Here is a 17,467-nt window from a genome sequence, read left to right on the forward strand (position 1 = left end):
TACTAATGGAGATTCGGGATGTAAAGCACCATAACACATACAACCAAAAAGGGGGAGTTTGGTTTGGATCGTATTTTCCTCGGGGAAAAGGAAGGAAGAAATAAAATTTTTTGGGAATGTAGTTTTATATCATACTCGAATATTTTTAAGATTCGTTAATGGTTTTAAAAGAGAGCGTTAAATGTAAACATCCTTTTGTTAATTTTAACAAAAAATTACAAAAAAATTGTGTAATTCGAAGATTTTTGCTCTGAGCCTGATAAAATCGTAATTTATGTAGGAAATTAAAACTACATCTAAAGGTAAATACGACGTTTAATCATTTTTTTTGAGAGATTTTACTGACAAATTGCCTCCTTATTTTTCAAATAGCAATATTCTTTTTCGAATGAAACTTCCTATCAAGTGGTCTATTCTAGATGAAAAAAATAATTTATTGCAATTGATATAATCCTTCCCGCATCTACCAAAAGTTTAACTCCATTTCAATAGAAACCAGTCAATAAATCATTGATGATGTTGCCATAGGCACGATAGTATAAATTAGCTTAACCCTTCAAGAAACTGAATAATACTGTTTTGCTTCCGGCTGCCTATCCCAAGCTTCATTATTTAAGGCGAATTTGAGCCCAGATAGCTCATTGTCCCGTTACTGTTTATAAGTTTTGGTTTTTCTGTATAAGTATACCTTATAATATGTTTTCACAAATTTGCGATTTCCCTATTTTTGCCCATGCAAAATAACGTCCTTATTCTTGATTTTGGTTCGCAGTATACACAACTCATTGCCAGGCGCGTTCGCGAATTGAATATTTTCTGCGAAATCAAACCTTTTAACAAGTTGCCCGAAGATGTCTCGAACTATAAAGCGGTCATACTCTCCGGTTCTCCGTTTTCCGTCCGAGCCAAAGATGCACCACATCCCGATCTTTCAAAAATAAAAGGGAAGAAACCACTTTTAGGTGTTTGTTACGGCGCGCAGTATCTCGCCCATTTTAATGGCGGTAGTGTTGAAAAGTCGAATACTAGGGAGTATGGTCGTGCAAACCTTTCGCATGTTATATCGGACCATCCATTTTTTAAGCATATTACTATTGGAAGTCAAGTGTGGATGAGCCATGCCGATACGATTAAAAAACTACCAGAACAGGCGACCTTATTGGCGAGCACCCATGATGTTGCGAATGCCGCCTTTAAATTCGAGGGGGAAGAAACGTATGGTATTCAGTTTCACCCCGAGGTATATCATACCACGGACGGGAAACAGTTGTTGGAAAACTTTTTGGTAAATATTGCCGGGGTAGCGCAAACCTGGACGCCGGATGCTTTCGTAGAATCAACCGTAGCTGAATTAAAGGCCAAAATCGGTACCGATAAGGTCATTTTGGGGCTGTCGGGAGGCGTAGATTCCACGGTGGCCGCCGTGCTTTTGCACAAGGCTATCGGAAAAAACCTACACTGTATTTTTGTAAACAACGGATTGCTTCGCAAGAACGAGTTCGAAAATGTATTGAAGCAATACGAAGGTATGGGCCTTAACGTTAAAGGTGTAGATGCTTCGGCACGCTTTTTGGACGCGCTGGAAGGGGAAAGCGATCCTGAAACCAAAAGAAAGACGATAGGACGCGTTTTTATCGAGGTGTTCGATGATGAGTCGCATTTGGTTGCGGATGCGAAATGGCTTGCACAAGGTACCATCTATCCCGATGTTATCGAGTCGGTATCGGCCACTGGTGGTCCCTCGGCGACCATAAAAAGTCATCATAACGTGGGTGGTTTACCGGATTTTATGAAGTTGAAGGTAGTGGAGCCCTTGAAAATGTTGTTCAAAGATGAAGTGCGCAGGGTAGGGGCCAGTATGAACGTGGGGAGTGAGCGCTTGGGCCGTCATCCGTTTCCCGGACCCGGTCTTGCGATTCGTATTTTAGGCGATATAACACGTGAAAAAGTAGCTATACTTCAGGAGGTCGACCATATTTTTATACAAGGATTGCGCGATTGGGGACTTTATGACAAGGTCTGGCAGGCCGGAGCCATGCTTTTACCCGTAAATAGTGTAGGGGTCATGGGCGATGAGCGAACATATGAAAAATGTGTAGCTTTACGGGCGGTAGAAAGTACCGATGGCATGACGGCCGATTGGGTAAATCTGCCCTACGAATTTTTACAAAAGACCTCTAACGATATTATTAATAAAGTACCGGGTGTGAATAGGGTCGTTTACGATATCAGCTCGAAACCACCGGCGACAATAGAATGGGAATAACTATGAACGGCTATTTAAAAAACATCGTCTTATTGCTATTATTGGCGCTTCTTAGCTGTAAGGCAACAGCACAGAAATTTACTACACACAAAGTAAAACAAGGGGAGAGTTTGGAGGAGGTGTCCAAACGGTACGGTGTTTCCATTGCGGATATCCTCGTGTATAACAAAGAAATAAAAGTAGGCCAGGATTTGAGGGCCAATATGGTCTTGGTCATTCCCAATGCAACCAATGCCACATCGGTTACATCGGAAACAAAAGCAGGAACCACTACTGCCGAGAGTACCGAAGAACAAGAGGAGCCCTATGCCTTTACCTCGCATAAGGTAAAGCGCAAGGAAACACTATACAGTATCTCAAAGCGCTATAACATCACTGAAGATGACATTAAAAAATACAATCGGGACCTGTATTCCATGCAGTTAAAAAAGAAGATGGTCTTGCGCATTCCGAAATACCGGCGGGTCGACCCTCGCGATATGGAAACTATAGACCCGAACGATTATGAAACGTACACCGTCGCTCTAAAGGAAACACGTTGGAGCATCGCCCACAAATATGGTATTACTATCGATAGTCTTTTGGTCTTGAATCCCGATTTATCAAAAACCAGCAACTATCTAAGAGAAGGTCAAGAATTGAAGTTGCCCATAAAGGCGGGAAGTTCCATCAAGAATCAAGAGACCCAATTATATGTTTCCTATACCGTGCCTGCGAAGATGAATTTTTATCAGTTGGAGAAGAAATTCGGGGTGAAATCGGACGAAATCGTACGCTTGAACCCACAGATCAGTGAGCAAGGTGGTTTGAAAGAGGATATGGTCATTCGCATTCCGCAACGAAAAGTCGAAGCTGGCGAAGTGAATACGGATAATTTCATCTTTTACGAGGTGAAACCAAAGCAAACGGAGTATAGTCTTACGCGGAAGTTGGGAGTCACCTATAAAGAACTACTAAAATTGAATCCTTCGCTACAGGATGGTTTAAAGGCGGGAATGGTTTTAAAGCTTCCGAAAACACAGACCGGGAATTTTGAAGTTCGAAATTCGTTGGTACTCGACAAGATCGATTTGTTGGATAGTATTAATCCTGCATCAAAGCCCAAAGTATTGTTTCTATTGCCGTTCCGGTTAGATCGAATGGACATGTCAAGCAAGGCCAACATGGAGGATACCATTCAAAAACGAAATGATGCCAGCGCTAGCCTAGGACTCTATTCGGGTGCTTTAATTGCAGTCGATTCCATTGCTGACCTCGGTATTTCCATAGATATTAAGACTTTGGATAATGAATTAAGTCTTGCAAAGACGAAAGAGTTACTTGCCAGGGAAAATATGGCTGATTACAGTGCTGTATTTGGTCCCTTAGACCCGCCCTCAGTGCAGGAGGTGGCGACCAGGGCTGCCTCCGTTCAGGTTCCCGTTCTAGCACCCATACCCGTACGTTCGCTCAATAGCATGCCCAACGTATTCTTCACGTACACCGGTCAGCAAGTGTTGCGTGACAAGATGTTCTCCTATTTGGATTCTTTGGCTATCGATAAAAATATAATTGTGATCGCCGATGCCAAAAACGATACGGTCGCTAAAATGATCATGCAGCGTTTTCCCGAGGTGAAGAGGGTAGAGCTCAAGGAAGAGGAAAAGAACATTTCAATGGATTTGGAGGAATTTACCGAGCTACTTTCAACCGAACAGGAGAATTGGGTATTTCTTGAAACCGACAACGAAAAGTTAGTACCTAGTGTAAGTTCTATTCTCAATTCGAACAATACTGAGGAAATAATGGTTCGAATGTTCACTACCAATCGAAATAAGGCTTTTGATAGCGATGCCATCTCCGTTTCCCATTTATCGAACCTTAATTTTACCTACCCTTCGGTATATCGCGAAGTAGGCAACAATTCGTTTGTAAAACGATATGAAAAGCGTTTTAAGAGTAGGCCAGATCGCTTCGCCGTTCGCGGTTTCGATATTACGTATGACCTCCTATTGAAATTGGCTTATAAAAACGACATGTTCGCGATTTCTAAACTCATCGGGGAAACCGAATATAGTGGAAACAAGTTCAGTTACGAAAAAGATGAGGCGTCCGGGTATTACAATACTTCCAGCTATATCATGTCTTATCAGGATATGCGCATCAAAGAAATCAAACCGTAAGATATGACCTCTAAAGTAACCTATAACGGAGAATTGCGAACCTCCTGCAAACACCTTCGTTCGGGCGATACTTTTATAACCGATGCTCCAATCGATAACAAGGGGTTGGGACAGGCGTTCTCCCCGACCGATACGGTTGCTACAGGGTTGGCAAGTTGCATTCTCACCATGATGGGCATAAAATCGAAAGACCTCGAAGTTGATTTGACCAATGCTACAGCGGAAGTTACCAAGCATATGGCATCCGACCCAAGAAGGATTTCGAAAATAGAAATACAACTAAGCCTTCCTGCCAAAGCTTCGGAAAAGGAACGGGCGATTCTTATCCGAACCGCCAACACTTGTCCGGTTCACCATAGTCTGCATCCCGATATTGACAAGCAGCTTACTTTCAACTGGGTACTTTGAAACAGCTATTTGTTTTATTGTTCTCTGGGTGGATGGGCATTTCCTTCGGGCAGCAGGAGTCGCAAATTCCGTGGTCACAGGAGGTAAGACTCACTTGGGCCGATTTTAAAGGAAAGCCAACCAGTGACGACGCGGCGGCCACCACTGCAAGTGGTATCAGCTATCGCTTTTCTACAAATACTTGGGGGAATCAAGTAGAAATAGAATTTGTGGTAACTACCCATTTTTATCCGGAGAAATCATGGTACAGGCCAGAGCTATGCGATGCTCAGATTCTACGGCACGAACAATTGCATTTCGACATTTCAGAGGTATTCGCCAGAAAAATGAGAACGCGCCTAGCGGCTACTAAATTTACCAAAGACGTGAAAGCGGAGGTCGCGAAAATATACGACGAAATCAATATGGCCCTGTACGCTTTTCAGAACCGCTACGACAACGAAACCAATTTTTCGCGTCACCGCGAAAAGCAGTCGGAATGGAATCGGAAAATCGCTGATATTTTAAAGGATTGAGTACGGAATGTGGGCTAGAGCGGGGTGTGGCAAATCAAAATTAAATCTAATATTTCAAGACAAAAAACTCCGTTTTTAAAGGTTGAAGCGTGTCGATGAGCAGAGGAATCAATTCATCGCCTAGTTCTACATACAGTTCGGAAAAATTCTTTTGGCGCTCCTGGAGCGATTGATTTGGAAAAAGCGCATTCTGCAATGCTGTCATCCGTACCACATGATCTTTCAGTTTTCGCTTTTGTGCTTTGAGCAATCTTTTTTCTAGCTTGTCCAGGCCTTTTTTTTGTTTCACTTCTTGTGCCTTTACCGCTCCCAAAAATGACTTGTCGGTTTGCTCCGCTAGGTCGTATAATTCGGCGAATTGCTGTTCAAGATGTTTTTTTTGTGGACTGAAATCGATTTCAATATTCGATATTTCCCTGATTTTCTTATTGATAAAACTATGCTGTTTCAAGAAAAGGTTTTCGATCGACAGATCGAGTTTTTTTAATTTTCCGTTTTGTTTTTCGGTGAGCACAAGGGCCGAATTACGCAACAACAGCATAGGAAAAGGTACCTGCATGGCTTCGAACATTGTTTTTAACTCAAGCCAATAGGCAATTTCACCACCACCACCGATATAGCAGAGGTTGGGCAGGATTACTTCCTGATAGAGCGGTCGGGCGATTACATTTGGGGAAAAACGTTCCGGATGGTTTTCCAGTTCTTCAAGAAGCTCCGCACGGGTAAAGGAGATATCCGTATCGTTCACAAAGAAGTTCCCATCCTTTTCGATCAAGCGTTCCCGTATATTATCCGTCAGATAAAAGTAATTGATTTCCCTCGGGTTGACCTGAATCCCATATTTGGTATCCAATCCCTCTAAATCAAGAATCGTGGCCGATACTTTTTTGAAGGCCAGGTTCTCGAAAATATCTTTTTTGGCATACGGAATAAGCAGCCTTTTTAATTCGGTGTCATCCCCATCTAAAATCACGAGTCCGTAGTTGCCAAACAAGGCATTGGCCAAAAATCGAGTGGCCTCGGTCAGGGTATCGTGCTCCAAGTAAGCCTTGGTAAAAAGTGCTTTCAAGGTCTTTGCATTGTTGCTGTTTCCGATTTCGGCATCCAGGGCATCGAAAACATCCTGTAATCCAGCTGTTTTTAAACGCCCGACAGCTCCATGAGCATCGGTGTTCCATTGTAATTTCTTTCCGTTCAGATTGAAATAATTGATTTCATCGAAATCATGATCTTCCGTGGCCATCCAATAGACAGGAACAAAATTCTTCCCCGGATGTTCCGCCTTGAGTTCTTCGGTCAAATTGATGGTCGAAATGATTTTATACAGAAAATATAAGGGTCCCGTAAATAGGTTCAATTGGTGCCCGGTAGTTATGGTAAACGTACTATTATCGCTAAGTAAGTTGATGTTGTCCTGCGTTCTTTCCGAGGTATTCGTTTTCCCGTATTGCCTGCGAAGGGCTTGTTGCAAGACTGCTCTATGGCTATCCGGAAAATGATTTGCCTTTTCTTTAAGCTGTGCTTTAAAATTCTTGAGGGAGGGAAGACGATTATAAAATGGTTTCAATGCTGGTTTACCATCGATATAATCGCAAATTAGACTAGAGAAATAACCAGTGTTTTTAAAGGGTAAACAATCAATATCCATAGAAATCTAAAAGTAGGTCTAAATATAAACGCTTTGTTCTTTTCCAAACCTAAAAATACGTTAATTCCTTTTATCAGACATTTTAAACCAACTAACGGATCCTAGATACTATTTGTGAATTATTCCTTAGATTTGAGAGGTTTGGAGGGGCTTTAAAAGAGAACTTCTTTCAACCAGCAGCTATTCAATTATAAAATCCGTCATTTGAGAACACTGATACTTTCGTTACTCCTCGTTTTTTCACTTACACTTACCGCGCAACAGCTCATGTCCCCATCCGAATTTCTGGGCTATGAACTTGGGACCCAGTTTACCAGACACCATGAGGTGGTAGATTACTACCAGTATGTCGCCAAGACCCTAGCGGATCAGGTGCAACTGCATGAGTATGGGAAAACCAATGAGCGTCGACCTTTGATGGTGGCATACCTATCCTCGGCCGGGAACATGGCCGATTTGGAGAACATTCGTACCGAACATTTAAAGAATACCACCGGGCAGGGCGCACCTTCGAAAGCGATTGTATGGTTGAGCTATAACGTGCACGGGAACGAGAGCGTGAGTACGGAGGCGTCTATGCAGACCTTGTATGACTTATTGACGGTAGAAAAGGACTATCTGGATAATACGATAGTTATCATGGACCCCTGTATCAATCCCGATGGGCGCGACCGCTACGTAAACTGGTACAATCAATACAAGAACAGTCCGAATAATGTAGACCCGAACAGTAAGGAGCATCATGAGCCTTGGCAGAGCGGTAGGGCCAATCATTATATGTTCGACTTGAATCGCGATTGGGCATGGTTGACGCAAGTCGAGAGCCAGCAGCGATTGAAGTTTTTCAACAAGTGGTTGCCCCACGTTCACGTAGATTTTCATGAGCAAGGGGTGAACAATCCGTATTTTTTTGCCCCTGCGGCTGAACCGTTTCACGAGGTGATTACCGATTTTCAGCGCGATTTTCAGGTGACCATAGGTAAGAACCATGCCAAATATTTCGATGCCAACGGATGGTTTTATTTTACCAAGGAGGTGTTCGATTTGCTTTATCCCAGTTACGGCGATACCTACCCTACGTATAATGGTGGTATCGGCATGACCTATGAACAAGGCGGAAGCGGCCGTGCCGGTTTGGGCATCGTAACACGAATCGGAGACACGCTTACTTTAAAGGATAGAATTGCTCACCACCATACTACTGGACTCTCTACCGTTGAGGTGGCCTCCAAAAATGCAAAAAAACTAAATACCGAATTCAAGAAATTCTATCAAAATAAAGACTTTAAGTACAAGAGTTATGTGTTGAATGGTGATGCCGATAAGTTAGGTGCACTGACCGAGTTGCTAGACCAGCATGAAATAAAATATGGGTCAGGCAATAATGGGACGGTTAAGGGATATGATTATAAAACTGGAAGCAATGGTAGTATGCGCACCACGGAAAAAAGTCTCGTCGTGTCTACAGATCAACCTAGAGGTACTTTAGTAAAGGTTTTGTTCGAACCAAAGGCGAAGTTGAGCGATTCGGTTACCTACGACATAACCGCTTGGTCATTGCCCTATGCCTATGGGTTGGATGCCGTTGGGACTACTACAGCTGTTAATAGTAGTGGGTTTGTACCGCAAAGTGAAGCTTCAATGACTCTGGACAAAGATGCTTATGCCTATCTGACCGATTGGAGCAGTATGAACGACGCCCGTTTTCTTGCGGATCTCATACATCGGAAAATCAGGGTGCGTTATGCCATGAAACCGTTCGTTTTGGACGGGCAGCGCTATAAGCGTGGGAGCCTTATCATTACTCGTGGTGACAATTCGGCCAACAAAGAATTTCTTGATATACTAGGGCAAGTTGCTAAAAAGCACAATAAAGACCTTACCGCCACGGCTACTGGTTTTGTTGATGATGGAAAGGATTTTGGATCAACTTATGTGCAAATGGTTCCTGATATAAAGGTTGCAGTGCTGACTGGAGAACCAACATCGACCCTGCAATTTGGGGAGGTCTGGCACTTTTTTGAACAACAATTGCATTATCCGGTCTCGATCATTGACAGTGAGTATATGAACAATATCGATTTTACGGGCTATGACGTACTCGTGCTTCCCAGTGGTTGGGGTTATAAAGGCTTTTTTAAAGAATCACGATTAAAAGACCTGAAGGAATGGGTGTCCAATGGCGGAAAGTTAATCGCCATGGGCGGGGCTATCAAGGGCCTTACCGGCGAGGATGGTTTTGGGTTAAAACCTAAAGAAAGCGAAAAAGATAGCTCGGTAAACGTGCAGGCGTACGATGAGACCGAACGTGATCGCATCAAGGAAGCTATTACAGGCGCCATTTTCAAAACCAAGGTGGATACCACACACCCCCTCGCTTTCGGATATGACGATACGTATTTTAGTTTAAAACTAGGGGCCGATGCTTATGATTATTTGGATTCCGGTTCGGTTGTTTACCTAGAGGAAGGTCATACTAGTCCGATTTCCGGTTTTGCGGGGAGTGAGGCACAGAAAAAAATCGCACAAACATTGGTCTTTGGGGTCGAGAGGCACGGGAGCGGTTCAGTTATCTACATGGTCGATAATCCGTTGTTTCGTGGCTTCTGGGAAAATGGGAAATTATTTTTCGCCAATGCTCTTTTCATGGTCAATTAGTGCCGGTTCGTTAGGCAACCCTAACTTTCATCTTCCTGCGCCAATAAATAATATATAAGGTTCCGAATACGGATGGTAATATCCACGCGGCAAGACTCCCGATACCCAGGCCTGCTACTACAAAAGCGGTCACTGATGCGATAAGCGCGGCCATCATTCTTGTAATATGATTTAACAACCAATCGTTTTTCGTATCCTTGAATCTTTTATAGAACATAAAGTCCCTGATGGTCAAGAACAATCCAAAACCACCAAAAACAAGATAAAGTATGCTATTGGTAACCGCAGCTATTAGGCCATAGGCACCTAGGCCTAACATTATCAACGAGAATATCAACATGCCGAATGAGATCGCCAGGTCGGTTGCAGCTGCTTTCTTCTTGATTCTTGGTTTAAAGGTAAGCGAGCGATTTCCCGCCAGAACGAGATAAATGGTAAAGAGGCCGATCAAAAACAGGAACAGATTTTCGTGACCCGGCATCCAAGCAATAGGGAGGGAGATGCTTGCGCTTCCAATCATACCGATAGAAAATAATTTTCCCATTCTTTTGTGCAGCGTACTTCCTTTCTTAATGATCATACTTCCAATCCCGGTAATCAGTCCGACACCTCCCAAGAAGGCATGTGCGTAAATGGCATAGGTAATCAATTGTTCCATAGGGGTTGCGGTATTTGCTTTTCCGAAATAGCTCGGTTTTATCTAACGAAGGCAAATATTGAAAACTGTGGGATTCGAAACAATTCTTGATTACCGACTTGTAGCATTTGAAGTCTGAATTGTTGGAAGATGTGTTTGGCTATGCTAGCTGCATAGCCGTTTTGATTAAATTGGAATGCCCCTTGGCCACCATTCGGCTGCAATCCCCGTTCCATATTTCACATTCGGCATTCATGATTTTATTCCCTCTTTTTACTATGGACGTTTTAGCGAATATGGTATCGCCTGCTTTGGCTGCCGAAAAGTAGTCTATCACTAAATTGACGGTTGTATAAGCATGTGTGTTGCCCAATGAGTATACCGCAGCGCCAATCGCATCGTCTATGATGGCCGCCGTGGTGCCCCCATGCAATATGCCCATAGGGTTGGTCATTTCCTCACGAATGACATAGGAAAACTCCAATTGACCTTCTTCGGCCTTTAGCAGCGTTGGATTCAGCCACCGCATTAACGGGGAGATAGATTCTGTAGAGTCTTTACCGATCAGGGATTTAAAAAGGGCTAGTGCTTTATTCATAGTTTACGATTCTCAATGAACCTCAAAAATAAGACTTTTAACCGGCCCGGATGCCTTTGATCAAGTAATGCTTGCGTTGTCGGCCTCTTTGCCATAGGCATCATCCTTAAAATGGCGTTCCATGCTGAATTTGCGATCTTCGAATTGCTCCGGGAGAATTTTAAAATGCTGAATACGGTCGATTCGAAAGGCCCTGTAATCTTTTCGCAGGTGACACCATGCGATGAGGATCCATTTGTTTTCGGTCGAATAAATGGCGCAGGGTTCGATTTTCCGAAACGAGATATTGGGATCGTCGGCCTTCCGGTAATTGATTTCGACATAGTTGAAATTGGTAATGGCCAATTGAATTTCGGAAAGGGCATTGCTCGAGATACTTTCTATACGCGTATCGAACACATGCATCTTGTCATGCAGTAGCTCACTTTTTTGCAAAATCGAAGAACGAAAAACAGATTTGATTTTGGTCAAGGCTTCCTCAAAATCAGCTAGAAAGGAGGAATCGTTGGTACGGGTCACTAGGTGATGTGCGGTAATCAAGGCATTGGCCTGTTTTTCGGTAAATTGTACCGGAGCTACGGTATATCCGTCCATGAGGGTGTAGCCTCGACCTTCGAGAGTGATTACGGGCACGCCGGCTTCAATCAATTTTTGAATATCCCGGTAAACCGTGCGAATGCTTACAGCATACTTTTCAGACAATTCAGTGGCCGTTAAAATACGACGGGATTTTAACAGGGTAAGTATTGCTATGAGTCTGGGCAGCTGCGACATACGAATAAAGGTAGCAAACCCTGCGGATTTGCTACCGGTTCATTTTAATTTCAGTACTTAGTTAGGACCAGGAATGTAGAGCAATTTTATTACCCTCCGTATCCAATACATGCGCCATAAAGCCGTTCTCCCCGATATCGGTTTTTGGCATGACTATTTTACCACCGGCCGCGTCGACCCTGCTCAATGTAACATTAAGGTCATTGCCAGCATTTAGGTAGACCATTGTTCCTTCGGTGGCGGGCGTGTAGCCATCCATTTCGATCAAGCCTCCGCCTACACCGTTGTTATCACTATCGTATGGGAACATTCCATACTTGGCTTTCGCCATGGGCGAATCGGTAATTTCGATATTCAATAGGGTGTTGTAGAATGATTTTGCTCTTTCGTAATTTTTGACTGGAATTTCAAACCAGCTAATTGCATGTGACATCTTTTTTTGATTTTAGAGGTTAAACATACCGCAAAGTTAGTGGCGGAAATGTCAGAAGATGTCAGAGGTTCAATTTCGATAGGATTTTTTTCTAAGGGATGTACATTTTTAGGTATTTATCCAAAATCACCAGTGTTACACTTTGTGGGCAATGTTCATATTCGGCTATTGCAACTCCAATATCGCACGATCCAGCACTTCATCCCTGGTCAAATCGTTAAAATCAAAAAGCACCTCGATATCCGGGGGAACACCGTCTTCGAAGTCCGGTCTTTTATCCAAGGTCAATGCTTGGGTAATAGAGAATCTATAGGTCCACCCGTTGGGCAATTGTCCGCCATTCGGTAATCCGAGACCCCCGCCCGTGGTGTCACCTATTAATACGATATTGGGCAGGGCCTTGGTGGCGAGGGCCGTAAACGAACCGGCGCTATAGGTGCCCCTATCGATCAACATGATAACCTTATTCGTGTATCGTATGCCATTGCTCGGGGATACATACACGGGTTCGGCCTCTGAAAAATCATTACGCCCCGGACCGTTCTTGATGCGGGAATAGTGCGTTAAGGTTTTCTCCTCTACAAAGCGGCTTAAGATTTTAAAAATATCGGAAACGGCCCCACCGCCATTTTCCCTCAAATCGAGTATCAAGCCTTTGGTGTCTTTATAACGATCAAGTACGAAGTCGAGGTTGGTGTCGTCAACAGTGCCAGGGAAAGATGCGAAGCGTACGTAGCCAATTTGCCCATCATCCAGAAAATCATGGGCAAAAGGCCCAGAGATGTAAAAGCTTTGTGCTAAGTAATTATCTTCTATGAGGCGACCATAATAATTGTCCTGACCTAAATATTGCGTACCAAAAAACGAGATGTTGAAGTTCGAAATTAGATTGGTATGGTCGTCGCGGAGCTCGGTCAGCATCCCCCCGAGCACATTGAACAGCGAATCCTGCGTCATGTCTTCAAAGAGCATCGCCGAATATTCGGTCTTGACGGCATCCCAGTCGATTCCCTTTAACTCAAAGTAGGAGTACTTTTCATTGCATTCATTCCAGAGGTATTCAAAATTGGCATTGGCATCGGTAGTTGCCAGGTCTTCCTCGAAAAGTGCTGTCTCACAAGAAACGAGGAAGGGTACGATGGTCAAAACGAGTATAAATAATTTTCGCATAATCGTTATTATTTGGTGTTGAACAATAAGGTGAACCTAAGGGCATGCTGCGCCATTTCAAATTTATCAAGATTCCCGCCGGTCTTGTAGGCATCCCAAACATATGAGATTTGAACGGCATTGGTCGTTTTTCTAGAATAAAGCGTATAATCCAAGGAACTGCTCATTCTGAACCCGGAAAATACTTTGAATTGATAATCATCGAAAAGCTGGGGGTCGTTCAAGAGAAAAGACTGTCCCGAATATACGTACCCGTTGCGATAGGAAGAATTGACCAAACCGGTATTTAAACGCAATGCTAATGACTTTTTCCGTTTATCCAGCTTGTATTTAAAAAAAAGAAATTTCTTGGTTCTTTCCGTTTTACGACTTACATCGAGCGTGCCCTTTATACTCCCGAACAAGGTGGGAATCAATTCAAAGCCTGTGGCATTGTTCAACAATCCTTCATTGATTCTTATATTGGAAGTAATGCTGAGCAGCCCTCCGACCTTTACGTTCAACTTATCGCCGCTCAGTTGCCTGAGTTCATAAAGCTCTGAATAATAAATTGCCGGGGAGATGACAATGCTACTGCTAGTGTGGTCGTTGAAACTATTGCCGAACAAGCCAATAGTAAGCGAGCTCCCCCATTCGGTTTCCCGATGCTTATCAATGGCGATTTGAAAACGGGACGACGAAAGTGAAAGTCCCGAATAGATCAGGGGAGAGGTGGCGAAGTCCCTAAAGCTGCCTACGCCCAATCCCAATAATGAAATGCCCCTATATGTGGGGCGGTTTTTTCGCAATTCTTTTTTGGACAAAGCCGAATCTTTATTTTGAGAAAATCCGATAAGCGGTACGAAAAGTACACAAATGAGGGTAATTGTAACGTTCTTCATAATTCAAATTGTCAGGTAGGTAGGCATTTCGAATATAGGAAACTCTTCACGTAAAAGTGACGATTTCAGCTCTAAAATATTTGAAATTGACTTGAAGACTTAGAGAGGTTCCCTGAGGTTTGCAACTAGTGTTTGCCGGTAATTTCCTTTCCTATTCTTACATACTCGTCTTTCACGTTATCCGGCATATTACGTGCGCCAATAGACTGCGCGTGATCAAAACCGCTGGGCCAAAAATACCCTAGTAGGGTCACGGCTTTGGATTCTGCCTTGGCCAATTCGTAATAGCTGTTGGCGACTTCCCCCATTTTATCCAATGCGATACCGCCGAAACCGCCATGGGCAAAATCAATGTAGTGGGCGTCCATGACCAACACCAATTGCTGATTGTCCTTTAATTTGGCCTTGAGCGTTCCCAGTTCTCCAAGAAAGGTAGGGTCCTTGGCGGGATTTTCGATAAAGTAGTGGTCGAAGCCTACCCAGTCTACGGAATTGGGTAGTTGCAGCTCATCCAAAACAGGGTAGGCTTCGATGACCATGACTTTATATTCCGGTGTAGTGTTGCTAATATAGTCGGCCGCGAGTCGTAGTTCGTTGGCCGAAACACCGTTCCAGACAGGTTCCTCACCAAGATAAAGGGCTTGAACGAAACCTTGGTTTTCGGTCAACTGATTTGTGTTGACGAAGGTCATCCAACGTTCGCGGTAATCGTTGCGGAGCTTGTAATCAGTTCCCGAAGGGGCATTGGTACCTTCGATTTCAAAAAAAAGGGCGGCTATATGCAAGATACTTTTCATTTGTAGATGTTGCATACGTTCCATCCTGGCAATGACGTTATCGGTGGGGTCGACCACCAGAATATCCGCAAGGTTCGAAAAGGGGGCTACTTCATCGCTATAATTCGTTTTGGAATCCGCATCCGTGGGGTCGTCCCAGAGCGTGTCGACCAGGGTGAAACCGAAATATTCAAGATGTTTCTTGTTAGTTGAATCCGGGTCTAGAATACCCAATGCATTATCTGGATTGTTGCAACCAAATAAGATAACAACTGGAAGAATAGAAAGGGTAAGAAATACTTTTTTCATCCTATGGGAATACTTTCTACCCAACAAAACGAAAGTTATATCCTTTTATTTTAGAAAACGGGCCTCGGCCTCAGGAATGGTGCTCCTGAAACTACTTAAGTCCATACTGGGGCCACGTTCGATTTTCAATTTATCGCCATACCCTCTTTTCTTGAAGTGTCTTTTCAATTTTTCAAAGCTGTAGCCACTGGTTATCAGTTCTAACCGTTGTTCTTTTCCTTCGATGAGAATTTTAGTCTCTGTGATTTTATATTCTGAAGGGTGAAAGCTAAAATACCTTGAAATGCGTTTGGGTACGCCTATTTTAGAAAGCATGTGTATAGGAGACATATAGAACGTATCTATGGTCTCCTTTCCGCGAACGAGCGTCACCGATTCTACCTCTTGGGATAGGATGGAGATGTGTTTGTAATTATTGCAAAAATTACCGCTGAGCATTAATCCGGCACTGTGCACCTCAAAATTACACTTGGAATTATAAACGGGTTTACGGCCGACATAGTAGTTGCTTTTGAAGTCCGTTAAACGATACCGGAACTTTTTGGTAGCCATGTTCTTTTGAAACTTTTTTTTGATTGGTGTCCCCGGGTCGTTTTGAAGCTGCACAAGTTTGCCCATACCTTTGGTCAGTGGTTATTTTAATTCTTTTTGATTTGAGGCGACACCTGTTAAAAGATGTCATTCGGGGGATATGCAATTTAAGAAAATTTGAATACAACCAGTGGATTTTATTCACATATTATGAATATTCAAAACATATCAACAATGCATTTCATCGATGAGACAGGCCATCTTTTAGGGGTCTGAAACGTTAGGTTTTTTCACAAAAAGTTATTAACAATCTTCTCACCCTAATTGGGCATAACTTCCAACTTATACCCAATTTGAAATTTATTGTTAAGGTCAAATAAGGCCTCGAGCCTTGATTTCCAGATACTTGTTGATGGTGTTGATGGTGAGCTCGTTCGGTTTGGTAAGAATAGTCTGAATCCCGTGTTTTTGCAATTCTTTTTGCATGAGCTTTTTTTCAAGGGAGAATTTTTCGGCGATTGTCTTGTGGTAGATGGTTTGGATATCTTCCGCATCGGTAGCGATAAGTTGCTCCAATTCGGTGTTTTCAAAAAAGATGACCACCAAAACGTGTTTTTTCGCAATGGCCATAAGAAAAGGCAATTGTCTTTTTAGCGCGGAAATGTGCTCGAAATTGGTATAAAGCAGTAATAGGCTTCTGTGCGTAACCTTTCGCTTGATATGTGCGTACAAAAGCCCGAAATCCGAATCGGTGAACTCCGTCGTAATATTGTACAATTTCTCCATGATCGTATTCAAATGGGTAAGTTTTTGAATCGCGGGCACGAAGGTTTCAATGTTCTTCGAGAAGCTGATCATACCCGTTTTGTCATTCCGTTTTAAGGCTACATTCGAAAATGCAAGCGTTGCATTGATAGCGTAATCGAGCAATTTTAATTCGTTGAAAGGCATTTTCATGACCCTGCCCGTGTCCAAGATACTGTAAATAGGTTGGGAGCGCTCATCTTGGTATTGGTTCACCATAAGATGTTGTTGTTTTGCAGTGGCCTTCCAGTTAATGGTTCTAAAATCGTCGCCGGGAACATATTCCTTTATCTGTTCAAACTCTTGGGTGTGGCCGATACGGCGTATTTTCTTCAAACCGATTTCAGAGAGTCTATTGCTGATGGCCAGAAAATCGTATTGCTGCATTTGTATGATACTAGGGTATACCGGTACCATCTGGTCGTTTTGAAAGATGTAGCGCCGTTTTACGATTTTAAGTGGGGAAGAGGCGAATATATTCAAATTGCCAAAAACATATTCCCCGCGGTCAACGGGTCTTACTGTATAATCGAAGACCTGTTTTTCCCCTTTTAGAAGGCTCGAGGAGTATTCGAAATCACGTTTTTGAAATTGCACCGGAAGTTCATCGATTATCGAGATGAATGTCTTGAAAGGATATCGGGTCTCGAATTCGATAGCAATCGGGTTCAAATCGCTGTTCGATAATTTTTGTGGCAGATGACGGTTGGCAAAGATGCCCTCGGTAGCATACAGCAAATAGCAGTCGAAGAAGAAAAGCGCTGCTAAGAGCATGGTCAACAGCCACGCAATAGGGTAAAGGACGGTAAACCAAAATGAAAACACAAAACATGCGGATAGTATGGCAATGTACCAGAAAAAAGAATTGTGTATATAAAAAGATTTTAAGAACCGCAT

Annotated in this window: 15 protein-coding genes; 5 read left to right on the forward strand and 10 right to left on the reverse strand. The window is 43.1% G+C overall.

The window, feature by feature from the left end; genetic code table 11:
* Window positions 1-733 precede the first annotated feature (733 nt).
* The 4 genes from guaA to FGM00_RS03965 are packed head-to-tail and all read left to right on the forward strand — an operon-like array spanning window position 734 to window position 5,351.
* Complete coding sequence (gene guaA, locus FGM00_RS03950; RefSeq protein ID WP_138851658.1) at window positions 734-2,266, forward strand: glutamine-hydrolyzing GMP synthase; 1,533 nt, start codon at window positions 734-736, stop codon at window positions 2,264-2,266.
* Between the two features lie 2 nt (window positions 2,267-2,268).
* Window positions 2,269-4,428 (forward strand): amino acid ABC transporter substrate-binding protein, encoded by a 2,160-nt coding sequence (locus FGM00_RS03955; protein ID WP_236262898.1) that lies wholly within the window; start codon window positions 2,269-2,271, stop codon window positions 4,426-4,428.
* A 3-nt stretch (window positions 4,429-4,431) separates the two neighbouring features.
* Window positions 4,432-4,836: an OsmC family protein gene (locus FGM00_RS03960; RefSeq protein ID WP_138851660.1), complete on the forward strand. Its 405-nt coding sequence runs from the start codon at window positions 4,432-4,434 to the stop codon at window positions 4,834-4,836.
* Entirely contained in the window at window positions 4,833-5,351 is a 519-nt protein-coding gene (locus FGM00_RS03965; RefSeq protein ID WP_236262899.1) for a DUF922 domain-containing protein, read from the forward strand. The genes FGM00_RS03960 and FGM00_RS03965 overlap by 4 nt, the downstream gene beginning before the upstream one ends.
* Window positions 5,352-5,397: 46 nt before the next feature.
* Here the strand turns inward: FGM00_RS03965 and bshC are convergent, their stop codons facing one another.
* Window positions 5,398-6,999 carry a bacillithiol biosynthesis cysteine-adding enzyme BshC gene (bshC, locus tag FGM00_RS03970; protein WP_138851661.1) on the reverse strand — a complete coding sequence of 534 codons (1,602 nt, stop codon included), beginning with the start codon at window positions 6,997-6,999 and terminating at the stop codon, window positions 5,398-5,400.
* A 204-nt stretch (window positions 7,000-7,203) separates the two neighbouring features.
* Here bshC and FGM00_RS03975 point away from each other — a divergent pair, with 204 nt between their 5' ends.
* Window positions 7,204-9,657: a M14 metallopeptidase family protein gene (locus FGM00_RS03975; RefSeq protein WP_394344421.1), complete on the forward strand. Its 2,454-nt coding sequence runs from the start codon at window positions 7,204-7,206 to the stop codon at window positions 9,655-9,657.
* Window positions 9,658-9,667: 10 nt separating this feature from the next.
* Here FGM00_RS03975 and FGM00_RS03980 read toward each other — a convergent pair whose 3' ends face one another.
* The 9 genes from FGM00_RS03980 to FGM00_RS04020 all read right to left on the reverse strand — a co-directional run bounded on the left by FGM00_RS03980 (window position 9,668) and on the right by FGM00_RS04020 (window position 17,467).
* Window positions 9,668-10,315, reverse strand: coding sequence for a hypothetical protein (locus FGM00_RS03980; RefSeq protein ID WP_138851662.1), 648 nt, complete (start codon window positions 10,313-10,315; stop codon window positions 9,668-9,670).
* A gap of 139 nt (window positions 10,316-10,454) precedes the next feature.
* Window positions 10,455-10,892, reverse strand: a complete 438-nt coding sequence (locus FGM00_RS03985) for a PaaI family thioesterase (RefSeq protein ID WP_138851663.1) — start codon at window positions 10,890-10,892, stop codon at window positions 10,455-10,457.
* A 60-nt stretch (window positions 10,893-10,952) separates the two neighbouring features.
* The gene (locus FGM00_RS03990) at window positions 10,953-11,666 is read right to left on the reverse strand and encodes a helix-turn-helix transcriptional regulator (RefSeq protein ID WP_138851664.1); all 714 of its coding nucleotides are present in this window, start codon (window positions 11,664-11,666) and stop codon (window positions 10,953-10,955) included.
* 61 nt (window positions 11,667-11,727) lie between these two features.
* Complete coding sequence (locus FGM00_RS03995) at window positions 11,728-12,099, reverse strand: VOC family protein (protein ID WP_138851665.1); 372 nt, start codon at window positions 12,097-12,099, stop codon at window positions 11,728-11,730.
* Between the two features lie 165 nt (window positions 12,100-12,264).
* Window positions 12,265-13,269, reverse strand: coding sequence for a S41 family peptidase (locus FGM00_RS04000; RefSeq protein WP_138851666.1), 1,005 nt, complete (start codon window positions 13,267-13,269; stop codon window positions 12,265-12,267).
* A gap of 8 nt (window positions 13,270-13,277) precedes the next feature.
* Entirely contained in the window at window positions 13,278-14,150 is an 873-nt protein-coding gene (locus FGM00_RS04005; protein WP_138851667.1) for a hypothetical protein, read from the reverse strand.
* A gap of 125 nt (window positions 14,151-14,275) precedes the next feature.
* Entirely contained in the window at window positions 14,276-15,235 is a 960-nt protein-coding gene (locus tag FGM00_RS04010; RefSeq protein WP_138851668.1) for a hypothetical protein, read from the reverse strand.
* A 45-nt stretch (window positions 15,236-15,280) separates the two neighbouring features.
* Window positions 15,281-15,787, reverse strand: a complete 507-nt coding sequence (locus tag FGM00_RS04015) for a hypothetical protein (RefSeq protein WP_175416182.1) — start codon at window positions 15,785-15,787, stop codon at window positions 15,281-15,283.
* Window positions 15,788-16,138: 351 nt separating this feature from the next.
* The gene (locus FGM00_RS04020) at window positions 16,139-17,467 is read right to left on the reverse strand and encodes a DUF58 domain-containing protein (protein WP_138851670.1); all 1,329 of its coding nucleotides are present in this window, start codon (window positions 17,465-17,467) and stop codon (window positions 16,139-16,141) included.

The sequence above is a fragment of the Aggregatimonas sangjinii genome (assembly GCF_005943945.1).
Lineage (GTDB): Bacteria > Bacteroidota > Bacteroidia > Flavobacteriales > Flavobacteriaceae > Pelagihabitans > Pelagihabitans sangjinii.

Bases quoted from the DNA above. Each gene is read 5' to 3' on its own strand.
- guaA (WP_138851658.1), top strand. From the start codon at position 734: ATGCAAAATAACGTCCTTATTCTTGATTTTGGTTCGCAGTATACACAA.
- FGM00_RS03955 (WP_236262898.1), top strand. From the start codon at position 2,269: ATGAACGGCTATTTAAAAAACATCGTCTTATTGCTATTATTGGCGCTT.
- FGM00_RS03960 (WP_138851660.1), top strand. From the start codon at position 4,432: ATGACCTCTAAAGTAACCTATAACGGAGAATTGCGAACCTCCTGCAAA.
- bshC (WP_138851661.1), bottom strand. From the start codon at position 6,999: ATGGATATTGATTGTTTACCCTTTAAAAACACTGGTTATTTCTCTAGT.
- FGM00_RS03980 (WP_138851662.1), bottom strand. From the start codon at position 10,315: ATGGAACAATTGATTACCTATGCCATTTACGCACATGCCTTCTTGGGA.
- FGM00_RS03985 (WP_138851663.1), bottom strand. From the start codon at position 10,892: ATGAATAAAGCACTAGCCCTTTTTAAATCCCTGATCGGTAAAGACTCT.
- FGM00_RS03990 (WP_138851664.1), bottom strand. From the start codon at position 11,666: ATGTCGCAGCTGCCCAGACTCATAGCAATACTTACCCTGTTAAAATCC.
- FGM00_RS03995 (WP_138851665.1), bottom strand. From the start codon at position 12,099: ATGTCACATGCAATTAGCTGGTTTGAAATTCCAGTCAAAAATTACGAA.
- FGM00_RS04000 (WP_138851666.1), bottom strand. From the start codon at position 13,269: ATGCGAAAATTATTTATACTCGTTTTGACCATCGTACCCTTCCTCGTT.
- FGM00_RS04005 (WP_138851667.1), bottom strand. From the start codon at position 14,150: ATGAAGAACGTTACAATTACCCTCATTTGTGTACTTTTCGTACCGCTT.
- FGM00_RS04010 (WP_138851668.1), bottom strand. From the start codon at position 15,235: ATGAAAAAAGTATTTCTTACCCTTTCTATTCTTCCAGTTGTTATCTTA.
- FGM00_RS04015 (WP_175416182.1), bottom strand. From the start codon at position 15,787: ATGGCTACCAAAAAGTTCCGGTATCGTTTAACGGACTTCAAAAGCAAC.
- FGM00_RS04020 (WP_138851670.1), bottom strand. From the start codon at position 17,467: ATGCGGTTCTTAAAATCTTTTTATATACACAATTCTTTTTTCTGGTAC.